10 protein-coding genes, 1 tRNA gene and 1 rRNA gene are annotated in these 18,152 nt (G+C 69.2%); 11 read left to right on the top strand and 1 reads right to left on the bottom strand.

The window, feature by feature from the left end; all coding sequences use genetic code 11:
* From rrf to ACIRU3_RS36565, 3 genes are all read left to right on the top strand, one after another.
* A 5S ribosomal RNA gene (rrf, locus tag ACIRU3_RS36575) occupies window positions 1-92 on the top strand; the annotation flags it as partial.
* A 114-nt stretch (window positions 93-206) separates the two neighbouring features.
* Window positions 207-869: a DegT/DnrJ/EryC1/StrS family aminotransferase gene (locus ACIRU3_RS36570; RefSeq protein WP_404065976.1), complete on the top strand. Its 663-nt coding sequence runs from the start codon at window positions 207-209 to the stop codon at window positions 867-869.
* An 83-nt stretch (window positions 870-952) separates the two neighbouring features.
* A tRNA-Thr gene (locus ACIRU3_RS36565) sits at window positions 953-1,025 on the top strand.
* Window positions 1,026-1,099: 74 nt separating this feature from the next.
* Here ACIRU3_RS36565 and ACIRU3_RS36560 read toward each other — a convergent pair.
* Entirely contained in the window at window positions 1,100-3,856 is a 2,757-nt protein-coding gene (locus tag ACIRU3_RS36560; RefSeq protein ID WP_404065968.1) for a SpoIIE family protein phosphatase, read from the bottom strand.
* A gap of 412 nt (window positions 3,857-4,268) precedes the next feature.
* Here ACIRU3_RS36560 and ACIRU3_RS36555 point away from each other — a divergent pair, with 412 nt between their 5' ends.
* The 8 genes from ACIRU3_RS36555 to ACIRU3_RS36520 all read left to right on the top strand — a co-directional run bounded on the left by ACIRU3_RS36555 (window position 4,269) and on the right by ACIRU3_RS36520 (window position 18,061).
* The gene (locus tag ACIRU3_RS36555; RefSeq protein ID WP_404065966.1) at window positions 4,269-9,728 is read left to right on the top strand and encodes a HAMP domain-containing protein; all 5,460 of its coding nucleotides are present in this window, start codon (window positions 4,269-4,271) and stop codon (window positions 9,726-9,728) included.
* Between the two features lie 272 nt (window positions 9,729-10,000).
* Window positions 10,001-10,681, top strand: coding sequence for a two-component system response regulator (locus ACIRU3_RS36550; RefSeq protein WP_404065964.1), 681 nt, complete (start codon window positions 10,001-10,003; stop codon window positions 10,679-10,681).
* Between the two features lie 124 nt (window positions 10,682-10,805).
* Window positions 10,806-13,547, top strand: coding sequence for a DNA translocase FtsK (locus tag ACIRU3_RS36545; protein ID WP_404065962.1), 2,742 nt, complete (start codon window positions 10,806-10,808; stop codon window positions 13,545-13,547).
* A 279-nt stretch (window positions 13,548-13,826) separates the two neighbouring features.
* Complete coding sequence (locus ACIRU3_RS36540; RefSeq protein ID WP_404065959.1) at window positions 13,827-14,669, top strand: helix-turn-helix domain-containing protein; 843 nt, start codon at window positions 13,827-13,829, stop codon at window positions 14,667-14,669.
* Between the two features lie 93 nt (window positions 14,670-14,762).
* The gene (rimO, locus tag ACIRU3_RS36535) at window positions 14,763-16,235 is read left to right on the top strand and encodes a 30S ribosomal protein S12 methylthiotransferase RimO (RefSeq protein WP_404065956.1); all 1,473 of its coding nucleotides are present in this window, start codon (window positions 14,763-14,765) and stop codon (window positions 16,233-16,235) included.
* On the top strand, window positions 16,232-17,035 hold the full coding sequence (pgsA, locus tag ACIRU3_RS36530) for a CDP-diacylglycerol--glycerol-3-phosphate 3-phosphatidyltransferase (RefSeq protein WP_404065953.1): 804 nt from the start codon (window positions 16,232-16,234) through the stop codon (window positions 17,033-17,035). Before rimO ends, pgsA begins: the two co-directional genes overlap by 4 nt.
* Entirely contained in the window at window positions 17,032-17,577 is a 546-nt protein-coding gene (locus ACIRU3_RS36525) for a CinA family protein (protein WP_404065951.1), read from the top strand. The genes pgsA and ACIRU3_RS36525 overlap by 4 nt, the downstream gene beginning before the upstream one ends.
* A gap of 109 nt (window positions 17,578-17,686) precedes the next feature.
* On the top strand, window positions 17,687-18,061 hold the full coding sequence (locus ACIRU3_RS36520) for a helix-turn-helix domain-containing protein (protein WP_404065948.1): 375 nt from the start codon (window positions 17,687-17,689) through the stop codon (window positions 18,059-18,061).
* The last annotated feature ends 91 nt before the right edge of the window (window positions 18,062-18,152 follow it).

Below are 18,152 nucleotides of genomic sequence, written 5' to 3'. Positions count from 1 at the left end.
CGCCCGGTTACATTCCGAACCCGGAAGCTAAGCCTCACAGCGCCGATGGTACTGCAGGGGGGACCCTGTGGGAGAGTAGGACGCCGCCGAACAAAACTTGAAAGGGTCGGACCCTGAACTTCGGTTCAGGGTCCGACCCTTTTTTGGTATGCGTAACTTCAAGTTCACGTTCCGCGCTCAGCATCCCTTACATGGGTACTGCTGCAATGCTCAGGGCCGCCGGCGTCGGAGTCGGTGACGAGGTCGTCGTACCGGCCTTCGGAAACGTCGAACTGGCCGAGGCCGTCACCCTGACGGGTGCGCTCCCGGTGTTCGCCGACATAGATCCGGTCACCTACTGTCTCGACGCGTCCGCCGTGGAGGCAGCCATAACCCCGCGTACAGTGGCCGTCGTTGTCGTCCACCGCTTCGGGCGGCGCGCCGACATCACGCGGTTGCACGAGGTCGGGCAGCGGCACGGACTGCTCGTGCTCGAACAGGGCGAGTCCGAGGCGCCGTACGACGAGATGGCGCAGCGCAGGGAGCGGGCCGCCTATCTCGACGCCAAACTGAAGGGCGTACGCACGCCGGACGGCGGGGACGCGCACACCTACCAGCAGTACGTGGTGCGGGTGCCGGGCAACGGCCGGCCGGACCGCGATGCCTTCGCCCGGGCCCTGCGTGCCAAGGGAGTCGAGTGCCGGGTTCCCGTGAAGACGCCCGTGCACCGGCTGCCCGAATTCCGGCGCTGCGTGGCGCTGCCGGAAACCGAGCGGGCCGCGGACGAGACTCTCGCGCTGCCCGTGGACGCCTCGCTGACGAAGCGTGAGATGCAGCGGATCGTCTCCGCCTGCAATGCCCTTGGTGGACTGCTCCAGCCCGCCTTCTGATCGGGCACGAACGAATTTGGGAAGTCGGGCCTCTTCGAGGTACTCTCTTCCTGTTGCCGCGAGGGAAACCTCAAAAGTGACAGGCCCCTATAGCTCAGTCGGTAGAGCGTCTCCATGGTAAGGAGAAGGTCAACGGTTCGATTCCGTTTGGGGGCTCCGAAGAAAAGGCCTCGCCCTATCGGGCGGGGCCTTCTTCGTGTGTCCGTGAGCCCGGGCGGGGCCCGGGAACCTCAGTCCTGCTGAAGTCCCGGGACCCGCATGGCCAGAATTGCCATGTCGTCGGACGGGGCGTCGGACGCGAAGCGCTCCACGGCCCGCATGATGCGTGCCGCGACGGCGCCCGCCGTGAGGCCCGTACACGTGGTGAGGACGTCGGTGAGGCCGTCGTCGCCCAGCATGCGGGTGCCCTCGCGACGCTCGGTGACGCCGTCCGTGACGCAGAGGAGGACGTCACCGGGGTCGAGGGTGACGGTCTCCTCGTACAGCTCCAGGTCCTCGATGACGCCGAGCAGCGGCTGGGGTTCGGCCGCCGCCACCACCGTGCCGTCCTGGCGCAGGCGCAGCGGGAGCGGGTGGCCGGCACAGACCACCTTCAGCTCGGCGCTGCCGTCCTCCTGCGGCCGCAACTCGCCGTAGAGCAGGGTGAGGAAGCGGCTGCGGTCGCCCTCGTCGAGGATCGCGGAGTTCAGGCGCTCCAGGACCGCAGGGCCGGACAGGCCCTCCCGGGCCAGCAGGCGCAGCGCGTGCCGGGCCAGGCCCGTCACGGCCGCCGCGTTCGGGCCGGTTCCGCAGACGTCGCCGATGGCGAAGCCGTAGGCGCCGTTTCCGATGGGGAAGAGGTCGTAGAAGTCGCCACCGACCTCGTTGCCCTCGCCGGCCGCGCGGTAGATGACCTCGACCTCGACGCCATTGATGTGCGGTGTGCCGGGCGGGAGCAGGCTGCGCTGGAGGGCCTGGCTGATGGCCGTGCGCTCCGAGTAGAGGCGGGCGTTGTCCAGGGCGAGGGCGGCCCGGCGGGACAAGTCTTCGGCCAGTTCCAGGATTTCCTGGCGGAAGTGTTCGTCGGTGGGCTTGCCGAGGACCAGCATGCCGATCACGCGGTTGCGGGCGACGAGCGGCAGGACGACTGTCTCGCCGCCGACCGCGGAGGCCGTCGCGAGCGTCGGCCCGATGGCCGAGGTGACCTGGTGGGTGGGGCCGCCCGCCAGGCCGAGGCTGCGCATCGAGGTGCGCAGGGCCGCCTGGTGGGCGACCTCGCCGGGAGCGGTCCACACCCGGGCGCCGGGCGTGGGTACCGGGTCGGGCGGGGAGACCTTCGACAGCAACGACTTGATGCCGTCGATGAGTTCTTCGTCCTCGTGCAGCACGTACGACAGGTACGGCTCTGAGGCCTGGTCGGCGATGGTGTAGACGGCACACCAGGTGGCCAGCGTCGGGACGGTCATCTGGGCCATCAGAGCCAGGGTCTGGTCGCGGTCCAGGGTGCCGGCCAGCAGGTCGGAGGCCTCGACCAGGAAGCTCAGGGAACCGCGGCGCAGTCGCTCCAGCTCGCCGAGGCGGGCCGATTCGACGGCCAGGGCGATGCGGTCGGCGGCGAACTGCAGGCGCAGGGCCTCCTCGTTGGAGTACCGGCCGGGTGCCTCGGCCGCCACGCCGAGAGAGCCCGTGAGGCGGCCCTCGACCTTGAGCGGGACGGTTACAACCGAGCGCATGCCGGTGCCGGACAGCAGCGGTACGGCGCCCGGTACGGCCGTGAGGTCGTCGTGGACGGCCGGCATGCGCGCGGAGCCGTAGCGGCCGGGGCCCGCCTCCACGGGGACGCGGGCGAAGCGCTGGCGGGCGGAGGGCAGGCCGGTGGAGGCGCGGACCTCCAGCTCCGTCTCGTCGTCGGTCGCGAGGAGCAGGAACGCGGAGTCGCCGTCGAGCATGTCGCGGGCCCGCTCCACGGTGCGCTGCAGCAGGCCGTCGAGGTCGTCCGGGGCGGGGGAGCCGATGAACACCTCGAACGGGTCGGTGCTCTGGCCGTCCGAGGAGGCCGACTGGTCGGTGGAGGGGACGCGCAGCGGTGTCTGCAGGACGGCTCTCTCGTGGTCCCGCACCAGGAGGCACACGGTGGAGGGCTCGCCGCCCGTGTCGCGGACCCTGAGGTGGGAGGCGTAGACCGGGGCGACCCGGCCGTCGGCGCCGCGGACGCCGTAGCTGCCCTCCCAGCGTGAGAGCTGGAGCGCCTCGGCGATACCGGTGCCGGTGCCCGGGGTGTGCGGCCAGGCGGCGAGGTCGGTCAGGGGCTTGCCGATGACCTCGCCCGCCGGGTAGCCGAACAGTTCCTCCGCGTCCTCGTTCCAGGCGCTGATGGAGCCCTTCCGGTCGATCTGGAGCACCGCGACCCGCACCCGGCCGTCGGCCAGCGGGAGAAGATCGGCGGGGAGGGACGGCCCGGCGGCGCGGGTGCCGACCGGCCGTTCGGGCAGGTCCAGGTGGAACCAGACGTTCTTGTGCGTAGGTGTGTAGTCCACCCCCCAGCGGGCGGCCAGGGCCGCGCACAGCTGCAGGCCGCGGCCGCCCTCGCGGTCGGGGCTGCCCATGGCGGCCGGCGAGCTCTGCAGGGGGACCTCGCGCTCCGGATAGCGGTCCGAGACCTCGATGCGCACGCCGTCCTCGGTGCGCAGGCACAGCACGTCCGCGTGGGTGCCCGCGTGCACCACCGCGTTGGTCACCAACTCGCTGGTGAGGACCACCGCATCGTCGACGATGTCGGCGAAGCCCCACCCCTGGAGGGTGTCGCGGACGAAGGACCGGGCGGTCGCGACCGACCGCCCGACGGGCTCGAAGCTGGCGGCCGCGCGCGCGGTGATCACAGAACTCCTCGGCCGGTTGTCGACGTGCAGGACAGCATGGCCGACCGGCTCGCGCCGCTGCTGCGGCATCCGCTCGCCCGTCGGCCGTTGCTCCGGGGGAGGTCCCCCGGGGATCAGTCCGGTGGTCATGGTCTGCGGCCGCCCCTCCGATGCCCGCTCGTTCTCGTGCCACCGCCCAGGCCGGTCGGGACCGGTGCGGCTGGACAGCCGCATGCAAGGTTACTTACCTTCGCCGTCCGAGCGGATGCCGGTTGCCGGTGTTTACGCCCCCAGGGTGTGCGGACGATGTGCGAAGCTGCCGAACTGTTATGGCCTGGTTCGGCCGGGGTGAAACACTGGGCAAGCTTCTGATGTAGGTCCGGTCATGCTGCGTGTGTTCCGTGTACAGCGGGCAGCAGCCCCTGGTGTGGCCGGATCTCGTCTGGCAGAAATACCGAGCAGTAGCGGGTACGCGGAAGTATCCGGTGAGCCGGGGGACCGGCAGGCCGGACCGACGCGGCCCGGCACGGCAGCAACGGTCTACCCCTTCGGGAGGGACACAGTGGAGTCTGGCGCAGCGACGCGGGGCACGAAGACGCGCGCGAAAGGCGGACCGTCCCTGGGCAGGAACGGCGGTACCACCCCCGTGGACACGGCTGCCCTGAACCGGCTCTTGGCGGCCCTCGTGTCGATGCGCGACGGGAACTTCCGCAAGCGGCTCACGGTGTCCGGGGACGGCGTGATGTCCGAGATTGCGGCGGTTTTCAATGAGGTGGCCGACCGCAATCTGCATCTGACCGGTGAGCTGTCCCGGGTGCGGCGCGTGGTGGGACGTGAGGGAAAACTCACGGAACGGCTGGAAGCAGGCGCCTGCGAGGGCTCCTGGGCGGCCGCCATCGACAATTCCAACGCGCTGGTCGACGACCTCGTCTGGCCCGTCTCGGAGGTCAGCCGGGTCCTGACGGGGGTCGCCGAGGGCGATCTCTCGCCGCGCATGGACCTGCGCACCCAGGCGCCCGACGGCACCGGGCATCCGCTGCGTGGCGAGTTCCTGAAGGTCGGCCGTACCGTCAACAATCTGGTGGACCAGCTGTCGACGTTCACCGACGAGGTCACACGTGTCGCCAGTGAGGTGGGTACCGAGGGCAAGCTCGGCGGCCAGGCCCGGGTGCGCGGTATGTCCGGTTCGTGGAAGGACCTGACGGAGTCCGTCAACACGATGGCGAACCGGCTGACCGCCCAGGTGCGGGACATCGCCCTGGTGACGACAGCGGTCGCCCGGGGTGATCTGTCCCGCAAGGTCACCGTTCACGTCGCCGGCGAGATGCTGGAGCTGAAGAACACCGTCAACACGATGGTGGAGCAGCTGTCCTCCTTCTCCTCCGAGGTGACCCGGGTCGCCCGCGAGGTGGGCACCGAGGGCATCCTGGGTGGACAGGCGCAGGTGCCCGGGGTGGCCGGTGTGTGGAAGGAGCTGACCGACTCCGTCAACACGATGGCGGGCAATCTGACCGCACAGGTGCGTGGGATCTCCCAGGTCACGACCGCTGTCGCGAACGGTGACCTGTCGCAGAAGGTGACGGTTCCGGCGCGTGGCGAGGTCGCACAGCTCGCCGAGACGATCAACCAGATGACCGAGACGCTGCGGATCTTCGCCGACGAGGTCACGCGCGTGGCCAACGAGGTCGGCGCGGAGGGCCAGCTGGGCGGTCAGGCGAACGTGCCGGGCGCTGCGGGCACCTGGAAGGACCTGACGGACTCGGTCAACACGGTGTTCCGCAACCTGACCACGCAGGTGCGGGACATCGCCGCGGTGACGACCGCGGTGGCCAGCGGTGACCTGTCGCAGAAGGTCACCGTGGATGTGGCCGGCGAGATGCTGGAGCTGAAGAACACCGTCAACGGCATGGTCGACCAGCTGTCGGCGTTCGGTGCCGAGGTGACCCGGGTCGCGCGCGAGATCGGTGTCGAGGGTGAGCTGGGCGGTCAGGCGCAGGTGCCGGGCGCGGCCGGTGCCTGGAAGGACCTGACGGACTCCGTCAACACCGCATTCCGCAACCTGACCGGACAGGTGCGCAATATCGCCCAGGTGACGACGGCGGTGGCCAACGGCGACCTGTCGCAGAAGGTCACTGTGGACGTCTCCGGCGAGATGCTCCAGCTGAAGAACACCGTGAACACGATGGTGGACCAGCTGTCGAGCTTCGCCGACCAGGTGACCCGCATGGCCCGGGACGTGGGTACGGAGGGCCGGCTGGGCGGCCAGGCCCGGGTGGACGGTGTCTCGGGCACCTGGAAGGAGTTGACGGACTCCGTCAACTTCATGGCCGGAAACCTCACTTCGCAGGTGCGGCAGATCGCCCAGGTGACGACGGCCGTGGCGCGTGGTGACCTGTCGCAGAAGATCGACGTGGACGCGCGCGGGGAGATCCTGGAGCTGAAGAACACCATCAACACGATGGTGGACCAGCTCTCGGCCTTCGCCGATCAGGTGACCCGGGTCGCCCGTGACGTGGGTACGGAGGGCCGGCTCGGCGGTCAGGCACAGGTGCCGGGCGTGGCCGGTGTGTGGCGCGACCTCACCGACTCCGTGAACGGCATGGCCGGCAACCTCACCGCCCAGGTGCGCAACATCGCCCAGGTGGCCACCGCCGTGGCCCGTGGTGACCTCTCCCAGAAGATCACCGTGGATGCGCGCGGGGAGATCCTGGAGCTGAAGAACACTCTGAACACGATGGTCGACCAGCTGTCGTCCTTCGCCCAGGAGGTCACGCGTGTGGCCCGTGAGGTGGGCACGGAGGGCATGCTGGGCGGCCAGGCTGAGGTCCAGGGCGTCTCCGGCACCTGGAAGGACCTCACGCAGTCCGTGAACTTCATGGCGAACAACCTGACCATCCAGGTGCGCAACATCGCCGAGGTCACGACCGCTGTCGCCAAGGGCGACCTGTCCAAGAAGATCACTGTTGACGCGAAGGGCGAGATTCTCGAGCTCGTCACGACGGTCAACACCATGGTCGACCAGCTGTCGAGCTTCGCGGAGCAGGTGACCCGGGTGGCCCGTGAGGTGGGTACCGAGGGCATGCTGGGCGGCCAGGCGAACGTTCCGGGTGTCACGGGCATCTGGAAGGACCTCAGCAACAACGTCAACCTGATGGCCAACAACCTGACCATGCAGGTGCGGAACATCTCCCAGGTGGCCGCGGCCGTCGCCAACGGTGACCTGACGCGTCAGGTGACCATCGAGGCGAGCGGTGAGGTGGCGCAGCTCGCCGACACCATCAACACCATGGTGAAGACGCTGAGTTCGTTCGCCGATCAGGTCACCAAGGTGGCCCGTGAGGTGGGCACGGACGGCATTCTGGGCGGCCAGGCGCACGTACCCGGTGTGGCGGGTACGTGGAAGGACCTCACCGAGTCCGTGAACCAGATGGCGTCCAACCTGACCGGTCAGGTGCGCAATATCGCCATGGTCACCACGGCCATCGCCAAGGGTGACCTGACAAAGAAGATCGACATCGACGCGCGCGGTGAGATCCTCGAACTGAAGACGACGATCAACACGATGGTCGATCAGCTGTCCAGCTTCGCGGAGGAGGTCACCCGAGTCGCCCGCGAGGTGGGCACCGAGGGGCAGCTCGGCGGTCAGGCGCGCGTGCGTGACGTCGACGGCACCTGGCGGGACCTCACCGAGTCGGTGAACGAGATGGCCGGGAACCTGACCCGGCAGGTGCGTGCCATCGCGCGCGTGGCGACCGCGGTGACCCGTGGCGATCTGAACCTGAAGATCGACGTCGACGCTTCCGGCGAGATCCAGGAACTGCAGGACTACATCAACAAGATGATCGCCAACCTGCGTGACACCACGATCGCCAACAAGGAGCAGGACTGGCTCAAGGGCAACCTCGCCCGTATCTCGGCGCTGATGCAGGGCCGCCGGGACCTGGCGGACGTGGCCTCGCTCATCATGAGCGAGCTGACCCCGGTGGTCTCCGCGCAGCACGGCGCCTTCTTCGTGACGATGCCGCTCATGGACCAGGACCTCAGTAGCGACGCCGAGGACCGCTACGAGCTGCGGATGCTCGGCTCGTACGGCTACTCGATGGGCTCCATGCCGACATCGTTCCGGCCGGGGGAGGGGCTGATCGGCACGGCCGCCCAGGAGAAGCGCACGATCCTGGTGGAGAACGCGCCGAGCGGCTATCTGAAGATCTCCTCCGGGCTCGGCGAGGCCCCGCCCGCGCAGGTGATCGTGCTGCCGGTCCTCTTCGAGGGCAAGGTGCTCGGAGTGATCGAGCTGGCGTCCTTCACGCCGTTCACGCAGATCCAGAAGGATTTCCTGAACCAGATCGCCGAGATGATCGCGACGAGCGTCAACACCATTTCGGTCAACACCAAGACCGAGCTGCTGCTGAAGCAGTCGCAGGAGCTGACCGAGCAGCTCCGCGAGCGGTCGGCCGAGTTGGAGAACCGGCAGAAGGCGCTGCAGGCCTCCAACGCCGAACTGGAGGAGAAGGCCGAGCTGCTGGCCCGGCAGAACCGGGACATCGAGGTGAAGAACACCGAGATCGAGGAGGCCCGGCAGGTCCTGGAGGAGCGTGCCGAGCAGCTCGCGGTGTCGATGCGCTACAAGAGCGAGTTCCTCGCCAACATGTCGCACGAACTGCGTACACCGCTCAACTCGCTGCTGATCCTGGCCAAGTTGCTCGCCGACAACGCCGAGGGCAACCTCTCCCCGAAGCAGGTCGAGTTCGCCGAGACCATCCACGGCGCGGGTTCCGACCTGCTCCAGCTGATCAACGACATCCTCGACCTGTCGAAGGTCGAGGCGGGCAAGATGGACGTCTCCCCGACGCGTATCGCCCTCGTGCAGCTCGTGGACTACGTGGAGGCCACCTTCCGGCCGCTGACCGCGGAGAAGGGCCTGGATCTGTCCGTGCGGGTCTCGCCGGAGCTGCCGGCGACCCTGCACACCGACGAGCAGCGGCTGCTCCAGGTGCTGCGGAACCTGCTGTCCAACGCGGTGAAGTTCACCGATTCGGGCTCCGTGGAGCTGGTGATCCGGCCTGCCGGTGCGGACGTTCCGCAGATCATCCGGGAGCAGCTGCTGGAGGCCGGGTCGCTCACCGATCCGCATGCCGACCTGATCGCGTTCTCGGTGACCGACACCGGCATCGGCATCGCGGCCAGCAAGATGCGGGTGATCTTCGAGGCGTTCAAGCAGGCGGACGGCACGACCAGCCGCAAGTACGGCGGCACCGGCCTGGGCCTGTCGATCTCGCGGGAGATCGCGCAGCTGCTCGGCGGTGAGATCCACGCGCAGAGCGAACCGGGCCGCGGCTCCACGTTCACGCTGTACCTGCCGATGCACCCGAGCGAACTCCCGCCGCAGGGCTACCAGCAGTCGGTGGCCCCGCTGGAGGCGGTCGAGCTGGTCGCCTCCGAGGCTCTGTCCTCGTCCTCGGAGCTGTCCGCCGTGGAGATCGAGACGCCGGCCGAGGTGAAGTCGTACCAGGAGACGCAGAACGGTCCCGCCGCGCTCTTCAGGCGCCGCCGCCGGAGCCTGCCGTCGTCCGAGCAGCGGTTCGAGCACTGGACGACCATCGCCGAGCAGGAGAGCGCACCGCACCCGGTCCGCCCGGTGCGGTTCGGCGGCGAGAAGGTGCTGATCGTCGACGACGACATCCGCAACGTGTTCGCGCTCACCAGCGTTCTGGAACAGCACGGGCTGTCGGTGCTGTACGCCGAGAACGGCCGTGAGGGCATCGAGGTGCTGGAGCAGCACGACGACGTGGCGGTCGTGCTGATGGACATCATGATGCCGGAGATGGACGGGTATGCGACGACCACGGCGATCCGCAGGATGCCGCAGTTCGCCGGGTTGCCGATCATCGCGCTGACCGCGAAGGCGATGAAGGGCGACCGGGAGAAGGCGATCGAGTCGGGCGCCTCCGACTATGTGACGAAGCCGGTCGACCCGGACCATCTGCTGGCGGTCATGCGGCAGTGGATGCGCGAGGACTGACGGGCGGCAGGAGCGGATGTGAACGCCGCGGGAACTCCGGGTGTGTACGGGGAGTTGTCGGATCGGTGGGACGGAGGACGTGTAGGAATCCCGGATTCCGGGAACCTTCCGGACTCCTGCCGCGTTTCCGTTGCGTGCACAGTGACATCGCGGTGACAGGGTGTGGCGACAGCCGGGGTGCGGCTACGATGACCGGCACAAGGACGGGCGGCGAAAGGGAGTCGTCCCCTGGGGCGGCGCCCGGTGTACCGCCGGGGCGAGGAGGGCGGGCCATGGTGCAGAAGGCCAAGATCCTCCTGGTCGATGACCGGCCGGAGAATCTGCTGGCGCTGGAGGCCATCCTCTCTGCGCTCGATCAGACACTGGTGCGGGCATCGTCCGGGGAGGAAGCGCTCAAAGCACTGCTCACGGACGATTTTGCGGTCATTCTGCTGGATGTCCAGATGCCGGGCATGGACGGTTTCGAGACCGCCGCGCACATCAAGCGGCGCGAGCGGACCCGAGACATTCCGATCATCTTCCTGACCGCGATCAATCACGGCCCCCACCACACCTTCCGGGGCTACGCGGCGGGCGCGGTCGACTACATCTCCAAACCGTTCGACCCATGGGTGCTGCGCGCGAAGGTGTCCGTCTTCGTCGAGCTGTACATGAAGAACTGCCAGCTGCGGGAGCAGGCGGCGCTGCTGCGGCTCCAGTTGGAGGGCGGCGGCAAGGGTGCGGTCGGCGGCAAGGAGTCGGCCGGACTGCTCGCCGAGCTGTCCGCGCGCCTCGCGGCCGTCGAGGAGCAGGCCGAGGCGCTGTCCAAGCAACTGGACGACGAGTCCGCCGACGCGGCCGCGGTGGCCACGGCCGCGCATCTGGAACGCAAACTCACGGGGTTGCGCCGCGCGCTCGACGCCCTGGAGCCGGGCACGGGCAGTGGCCCCGCGTCGGTGCCGACGCAGAACTGACGCCCGCCGGGAGCACTGTTGCCCATGAGCGAGCGTCAGTTCCGCGCCCCGACATGGGCGACACGAACGGGTGAAGCGGTGGGCACGCGTGTCCGCCGTCGTCTCTCCCGGTAATCTCACACCCATGGCCTCACGTCCCTCCGCAGCCAAGAAGCAGCCCGCGAAAAAGGCGGCCGCTCCGGCGCGGAAGGCCGCCGCGAAGAAGGCCCCGGCCAAGAAGGCGCCTGCCAAGAAGGCCACGACGAAGAAGGCTCCGGCGAAGAAGGCAGCGCCGGCCAAGCAGGCACCGAATCCCACCGGGGGCGTGTACCGGCTCGTGCGCGCCCTCTGGCTGGGCCTCGCGCACGCCGTCGGCGCCGTCTTCCGGGGCATAGGGCAGGGTGCGAAGAACCTCGACCCGGCCCACCGCAAGGACGGCATCGCACTGCTGCTGTTCGGCATCGCGCTGATCGTCGCCGCCGGTACCTGGGCCGATCTGCGCGGGCCCGTCGGCGACCTGGTGGAGATCCTGGTGACCGGTGCGTTCGGCCGGCTCGACCTGCTGGTGCCGATACTGCTCGCGGTGATCGCCGTACGGTTCATCCGGCACCCGGAACAGCCGGAGGCCAACGGCCGGATCGTGATCGGTCTGTCCGCGCTCGTCATCGGCGTGCTCGGCCAGGTTCACATCGCCTGCGGCTCGCCCGCCCGCAGCGACGGCATGCAGGCCATAAGGGACGCCGGCGGCCTGATCGGCTGGGGGGCGGCGACCCCGCTGACGTACACCATGAGCGAGGTGCTGGCCGTACCGCTGCTGGTGCTGCTGACGACCTTCGGGCTGCTCGTGGTGACCGCCACCCCGGTCAACGCCATCCCGCAGCGGTTGCGCGCGCTCGGCGTGCGCCTGGGCCTGCTGCCCGACCCGGAGGAGCACGAGCCCTCCGAGGAGGACGCGCGCTACGACGAGCAATGGCGCGAGGCGCTGCCCGCGCGCCCCCGCAGGCGCCGGAGCGCCCCCGAGGCGTTCGACCCCGAAAGCGCCGAGGAAGAAGCCCTGTCACAGCGCCGGGGCCGCCCGAGGCGCTCCGCGGTGCCCCAGCCCGATCTGCAGCGGCAGATGGACGCGGTGGACGTCGCGGCGGCCGCCGCGGCCGCGCTCGACGGTGCCGTCCTGCACGGCATGCCGCCGTCCCCGCTCGTCGCCGACCTCACCCAGGGCGTGAGCGTGGGCGACCGCGAGGAGACCACACCGGTACCCACGCCGGCGCCGCTGCCCACGCCGGCGCCGGTTCCGGCCGCCCGCCCCAAGCAGGAGCGGCTGAAGGTCGAGAGCGTTCCCGACCTCACGAAGTCGGCACCCGACGCGCCCCGCGACCTGCCCGCGCGCGCGGAGCAGCTCCAGCTCTCCGGCGACGTCACCTACGGGCTGCCGTCGCTCGACCTCCTCACCCGCGGAGGCCCCGGCAAGGCACGCAGCGCGGCGAACGACGTGATCGTCGACGCCCTGCGCAACGTCTTCTCCGAGTTCAAGGTGGACGCCGACGTCACCGGCTTCACCCGTGGCCCGACCGTGACCCGCTACGAGGTCCAGCTCGGCCCCGCCGTGAAGGTGGAGCGGATCACCGCGCTGACCAAGAACATCGCGTACGCCGTGGCCAGCCCGGATGTGCGGATCATCAGCCCGATCCCGGGCAAGTCCGCGGTCGGCATCGAGATCCCGAACACCGACCGCGAGATGGTCAACCTCGGCGATGTGCTGCGCCTCGCGGAGTCCGCCGAGGACGACGACCCGATGCTGGTCGCCTTCGGCAAGGACGTCGAAGGCGGGTATGTGATGCACTCGCTGGCGAAGATGCCGCACATGCTCGTCGCCGGTGCGACCGGTTCGGGCAAGTCCTCGTGCATCAACTGTCTGATCACCTCGGTCATGATGCGGGCGACTCCGGAGGACGTCCGGATGATCCTGGTCGACCCCAAGCGCGTCGAGCTGACCGCCTACGAGGGCATCCCGCACCTCATCACCCCGATCATCACCAATCCCAAGCGGGCCGCCGAGGCGCTGCAGTGGGTCGTACGCGAGATGGACCTGCGCTACGACGACCTCGCGGCATACGGCTACCGGCACATCGACGACTTCAACCGCGCGGTCCGTGAGGGCAAGGCCAAGACGCCGGAGGGCAGCGAGCGGGAGCTCCAGCCGTACCCGTACCTGCTGGTGATCGTGGACGAGCTGGCCGACCTGATGATGGTCGCCCCGCGGGACGTCGAGGACTCGATCGTGCGCATCACACAGCTCGCGCGCGCCGCCGGCATCCACCTGGTGCTCGCCACCCAGCGCCCGTCCGTCGACGTGGTCACCGGTCTGATCAAGGCCAACGTGCCCTCCCGGCTGGCCTTCGCCACCTCCTCGCTCGCCGACTCCCGGGTCATCCTCGACCAGCCCGGCGCCGAGAAGCTGATCGGCAAGGGCGACGGCCTGTTCCTGCCGATGGGCGCGAACAAACCGACGCGTATGCAGGGCGCGTTCGTGACCGAGGAGGAGGTCGCGGTCGTCGTCCAGCACTGCAAGGACCAGATGGCGCCCGTCTTCCGGGACGACGTCACCGTGGGCACCAAGCAGAAGAAGGAGATCGACGAGGACATCGGCGACGACCTCGACCTGCTGTGCCAGGCGGCCGAGCTGGTGGTCTCCACCCAGTTCGGGTCGACGTCCATGCTCCAGCGCAAGCTGCGCGTCGGCTTCGCCAAGGCCGGGCGGCTGATGGACCTGATGGAGTCCCGGAACATCGTCGGGCCCAGCGAGGGATCCAAGGCTCGTGACGTTCTTGTGAAGGCTGACGAGCTGGACGGCGTGCTCGCGGTGATTCGCGGGGAGTCTGACGGGTAAGGACGGCGAACTGCCCGGCGTGTCGGGTTTACGCCGGGTGGCGGCACCGTCGTGATCCACCCGTTAGAGAGCGGCGGGCAACCGTTTCCCTTTGTCGTACGTCAAGTTGAGCGAGAGGACAGATGCGAGGCCCATGCTGGGGTTCGTGCCTGCCCCGCCGTCAGGATGAGCGGCCATTCTGATGGCGTACAAATAGCACCGCCCGGTCGCCCCACCCTTTGGCACCCCCCTAGACTGAACCTCCAGCACAGGCGGCTTAAACGCTCGAAAGGCGCCCCCGTGTCCATCGGCAACTCCCCTGAAGACGAGCGTCCCTTCCAGGACGTCTCCGAGGAAGCCCGTCCCTCCGTGGGCCGCGCCCTGAAGCAGGCGCGCATCGCGGCCGGGCTCACCGTCGACGACGTCAGCAGCGCCACTCGTGTCCGTATCGCCATCGTGCACGCCATCGAGGCCGACGACTTCGCCCCCTGCGGCGGTGACGTCTACGCCCGCGGGCACATCCGCACGCTGGCCAGGGCCGTACGCCTCGACCCCGCATCGCTGATCGCGCAGTTCGACGCCGAGCACGGCGGGCGCCCCGCGCCCACCCCGGCCGCGCCCCTGTTCGAGGCGGAACGTATCCGCCCCGAGCGCCGCGGGCCCAACTGGACCGCGGCCATGGTCGCCGCGATCGTCGCCGTCGTCGGCTTCGTCGGGTTCACCGCGTTCAAGGGTGGCCACAGCGGGAACGACGCCAAGTCGCAGGTCGCCGAGGGCGCCACCACCACCCCCAGCAAGACCGCCTCGCCCGCACCCACGAAGGACAAGCCCGCTGCGCCGACGTCCGAGGCGTCCGACAGCGCCATCGCGGCCGCGCCGCAGGACAAGGTCACCGTCCAGGTCAGCGCGGCGGGCGGGCGCAGCTGGATCTCGGCCAAGGACCACAACGGCCGGATGCTCTTCGACGGGCTGCTGAAGCAGGGCGCGTCCAAGACCTTCCAGGACAGCTCCAAGATCAATCTGATCCTCGGCGACGCCGGCGCGATCCAGCTGTACGTCAACGGCAAGAAGATCGAGGACAACTTCCAGAAGGGCGCGGTGGAGCGCCTCACCTATACGAAGGGCGACCCCGAGGCCGGATGAGCGGCCCTTGGGGGAGCTGATGCGAAGGGGTTGGCCAAGATCGGCCAACCCCTTCGACATGGGGTGTCGGACAGACAAAGTAGTCTTGAGCCCATGCCTGAACGCCGTACCGTCGCACTAGTCACTCTCGGCTGCGCCCGTAACGAGGTGGACTCGGAGGAGCTCGCAGGCCGTTTGGAGGCGGACGGCTGGCAGCTCGTCGAGGACGCCGGGGACGCCGATGTCGCCGTGGTCAACACCTGTGGCTTCGTGGAAGCCGCCAAGAAGGACTCCGTCGACGCCCTGCTGGAGGCGAACGACCTCAAGGGTCATGGCAGAACCCAGGCCGTCGTGGCGGTGGGCTGCATGGCCGAGCGGTACGGCAAGGAACTGGCCGAGGCGCTGCCCGAGGCCGACGGCGTGCTGGGCTTCGACGACTACTCCGACATCTCCGACCGCCTGCAGACCATCCTGTCCGGCGGCGTCCACGCCTCCCACACCCCCCGCGACCGCCGCAAGCTGCTGCCGATCAGCCCGGCCGAGCGGCAGGAATCGGCCGCCTCCGTCGCGCTGCCCGGCCACGCCCCGGCCGACCTGCCGCAGGGGCTCGCGCCCGCCTCCGGCCCGCGCGCGCCCCTGCGCCGTCGCCTGGACGGCTCCCCGGTCGCCTCGGTGAAGCTCGCCTCCGGCTGTGACCGGCGCTGCTCCTTCTGCGCCATCCCCTCCTTCCGTGGCTCCTTCATCTCCCGCCGCCCGAGCGACGTGCTGAACGAGACGCGATGGCTGGCCGAGCAGGGTGTGAAGGAGATCATGCTGGTCTCCGAGAACAACACCTCCTACGGCAAGGACCTGGGCGACATCCGTCTGCTGGAGTCCCTGCTGCCGGATCTGGCCGAGGTCGACGGCATCGAGCGCGTGCGGGTGAGCTACCTGCAGCCGGCCGAGATGCGCCCGGGCCTGATCGACGTGCTGACGTCCACCCCGAAGGTCGTCCCCTACTTCGACCTGTCCTTCCAGCACTCCGCGCCCGACGTGCTGCGCGCCATGCGCCGCTTCGGCGACACCGACCGCTTCCTGGAGCTGCTGGACACCATCCGCGGCAAGGCCCCCGAGGCCGGCGTGCGCTCCAACTTCATCGTCGGCTTCCCCGGCGAGAGCGAGTCGGACCTGGCCGAGCTGGAGCGGTTCCTGAACGGCGCCCGTCTGGACGCCATCGGTGTCTTCGGCTACTCCGACGAGGAGGGCACGGAGGCGGCGACGTACGACACCAAGCTCGACGAGGACGTCGTCGCCGAGCGCCTGGCCCACATCTCCCGGCTCGCCGAGGAACTCGTCTCGCAGCGTGCCGAGGAGCGCGTCGGCCAGAGCGTGCACGTCCTCGTGGAGTCCGTGGACGAGGAGGAGGGTGTGTACGGCCGTGCCGCGCACCAGGCCCCGGAAACGGACGGCCAGGTGCTGCTCACGAGCGGCGAGGGTCTGAGCGTCGGACGTATGGTCGAGGCGAAGGTGGTCGGTACGGAAGGTGTCGACCTGGTTGCCGAGCCGCTGACGGGCTCGCTCGCGTGTAGTGAGGAGGCGGGCAGATGACCGGAGTCCCGGCATCCGCCGCGGGCGGCTCCTCCGGTGCGCAGAGCACCCGGAGGTCCGCCGCCGCTGCCGACGGCGCTGTTTCCGAGGTCTCCGGTACTGCTTCCGGCTCCGCTGCCGAGGGTTCCGGCTCCGCTGCCGAGGGTTCCGGCTCCGCTGCCGACGACGTGAAGCCCGCCCGCGGCGGGAAGTTGACGGCCGCCGCCGTCAACCAGGCGAGCGTGTGGAACGTCGCCAATCTGCTGACGATGCTCCGGCTGCTGCTGGTGCCCGGATTCGTGGCGCTGATGCTGGCGGGCGGTGGCTACGACCCGGCCTGGCGCTCGCTCGCCTGGGCGGCCTTCGCCGTCGCCATGATCACCGACTTGTTCGACGGGCATCTGGCGCGCACCTACAACCTGGTCACGGACTTCGGGAAGATCGCCGACCCCATCGCCGACAAGGCGATCATGGGGGCGGCGCTCATCTGTCTGTCCGCCCTGGGTGATCTCCCGTGGTGGGTGACGGCCGTGATCCTCGGCCGGGAACTCGGCATCACACTGATGCGTTTTCTGGTCATTCGCTACGGCGTGATCCCTGCGAGCCGGGGCGGCAAGCTCAAGACGCTCACCCAGGGCGTGGCCGTCGGGATGTACGTCCTGGCACTGACGGGGTGGCTGGCCACCCTGAGGTTCTGGGTGATGGCTGTGGCGGTCGTCCTCACGGTCGTCACCGGCCTCGACTACGTGAGACAGGCCATTGTGCTGCGCCGACGGGGAATCGCCGAGCGCGCGGCAGCGTTGGAGGAGAAGGAAGCGTGAGTTCCGCGGCCACCGAACTGGTGCGACTACTGACCGTGAGGGGCGAGAGCCTCGCCGTCGCGGAGTCGCTCACCGGTGGTCTGGTGGCGGCGGAGATCACAGCCGTCCCCGGGGCGTCCAAGGTCTTCCGCGGCTCGGTCACGGCCTATGCCACCGAGCTGAAGCACGAGCTGCTGGCGGTCGACATCACCCTGCTGGCGGAGCGAGGGGCGGTGGATCCGCAGGTCGCGGCCCAGATGGCGGCCGGGGTGCGCAAGGCCCTGGGAGCCGACTGGGGCATCGCGACGACGGGTGTCGCCGGGCCCGATCCGCAGGACGGCAAGCCCGTCGGGACGGTCTTCGTGGCCGTCGACGGACCCCTGACGCCCGGCTCGGGTTCTGCCGGTGGCGGAAAAGTGGAGGCCCTGCGGTTGAACGGCGGCCGTACGGAAATTCGTATGGAGAGTGTACGGAGCGTACTCGCACTGCTCCTGAGGGAGCTTGCGGGCGAACAGACCGGGAATGAGCGGGCACAGGATACGGAACGGAACGGGGGGTTTTGATGTTTGCAGCCCTGAGTGAACACGACATCGCTCCCCGCACGGCCGCGGCGCGAGGCGGTACGGTGGGGCGAGAAGGATGCGGCTACGCGGTCCGAGGAGGGAGCCACCGATGATTCTGCTCCGTCGCCTGCTTGGTGACGTGCTGCGTCGGCAGCGCCAACGCCAGGGCCGTACTCTGCGCGAAGTCTCCTCGTCCGCCCGAGTCTCACTCGGCTATCTCTCCGAGGTGGAGCGGGGGCAGAAGGAGGCTTCCTCCGAGCTGCTCTCCGCCATCTGCGACGCGCTGGACGTACGGATGTCGGAACTGATGCGAGAAGTGAGCGACGAGCTGGCGCTCGCCGAACTGGCCCAGTCCGCCAGGGCCACCGAGCCTGTGCCCACGCCGGTCCGTCCGATGCTGGGTTCCGTGTCGGTGTCCGGTGTGCCACCGGAACGGGTGACCATCAAGGCGCCTGCCGAAGCGGTGGACGTGGTCGCCGCGTGATGTCCGCGTACGCGGCCTAGCGACCCGATCGTGTGAAGCCCCGGCCGGGGTTCCCCAGGGAGACCTGGGGGCCCTGCCGGGGCTTTCGTGT

This window comes from Streptomyces sp. NPDC101151 (assembly GCF_044768335.1).
Classification (GTDB): domain Bacteria; phylum Actinomycetota; class Actinomycetes; order Streptomycetales; family Streptomycetaceae; genus Streptomyces.
This window is presented reverse-complemented; position numbering and strand designations above follow the sequence as displayed.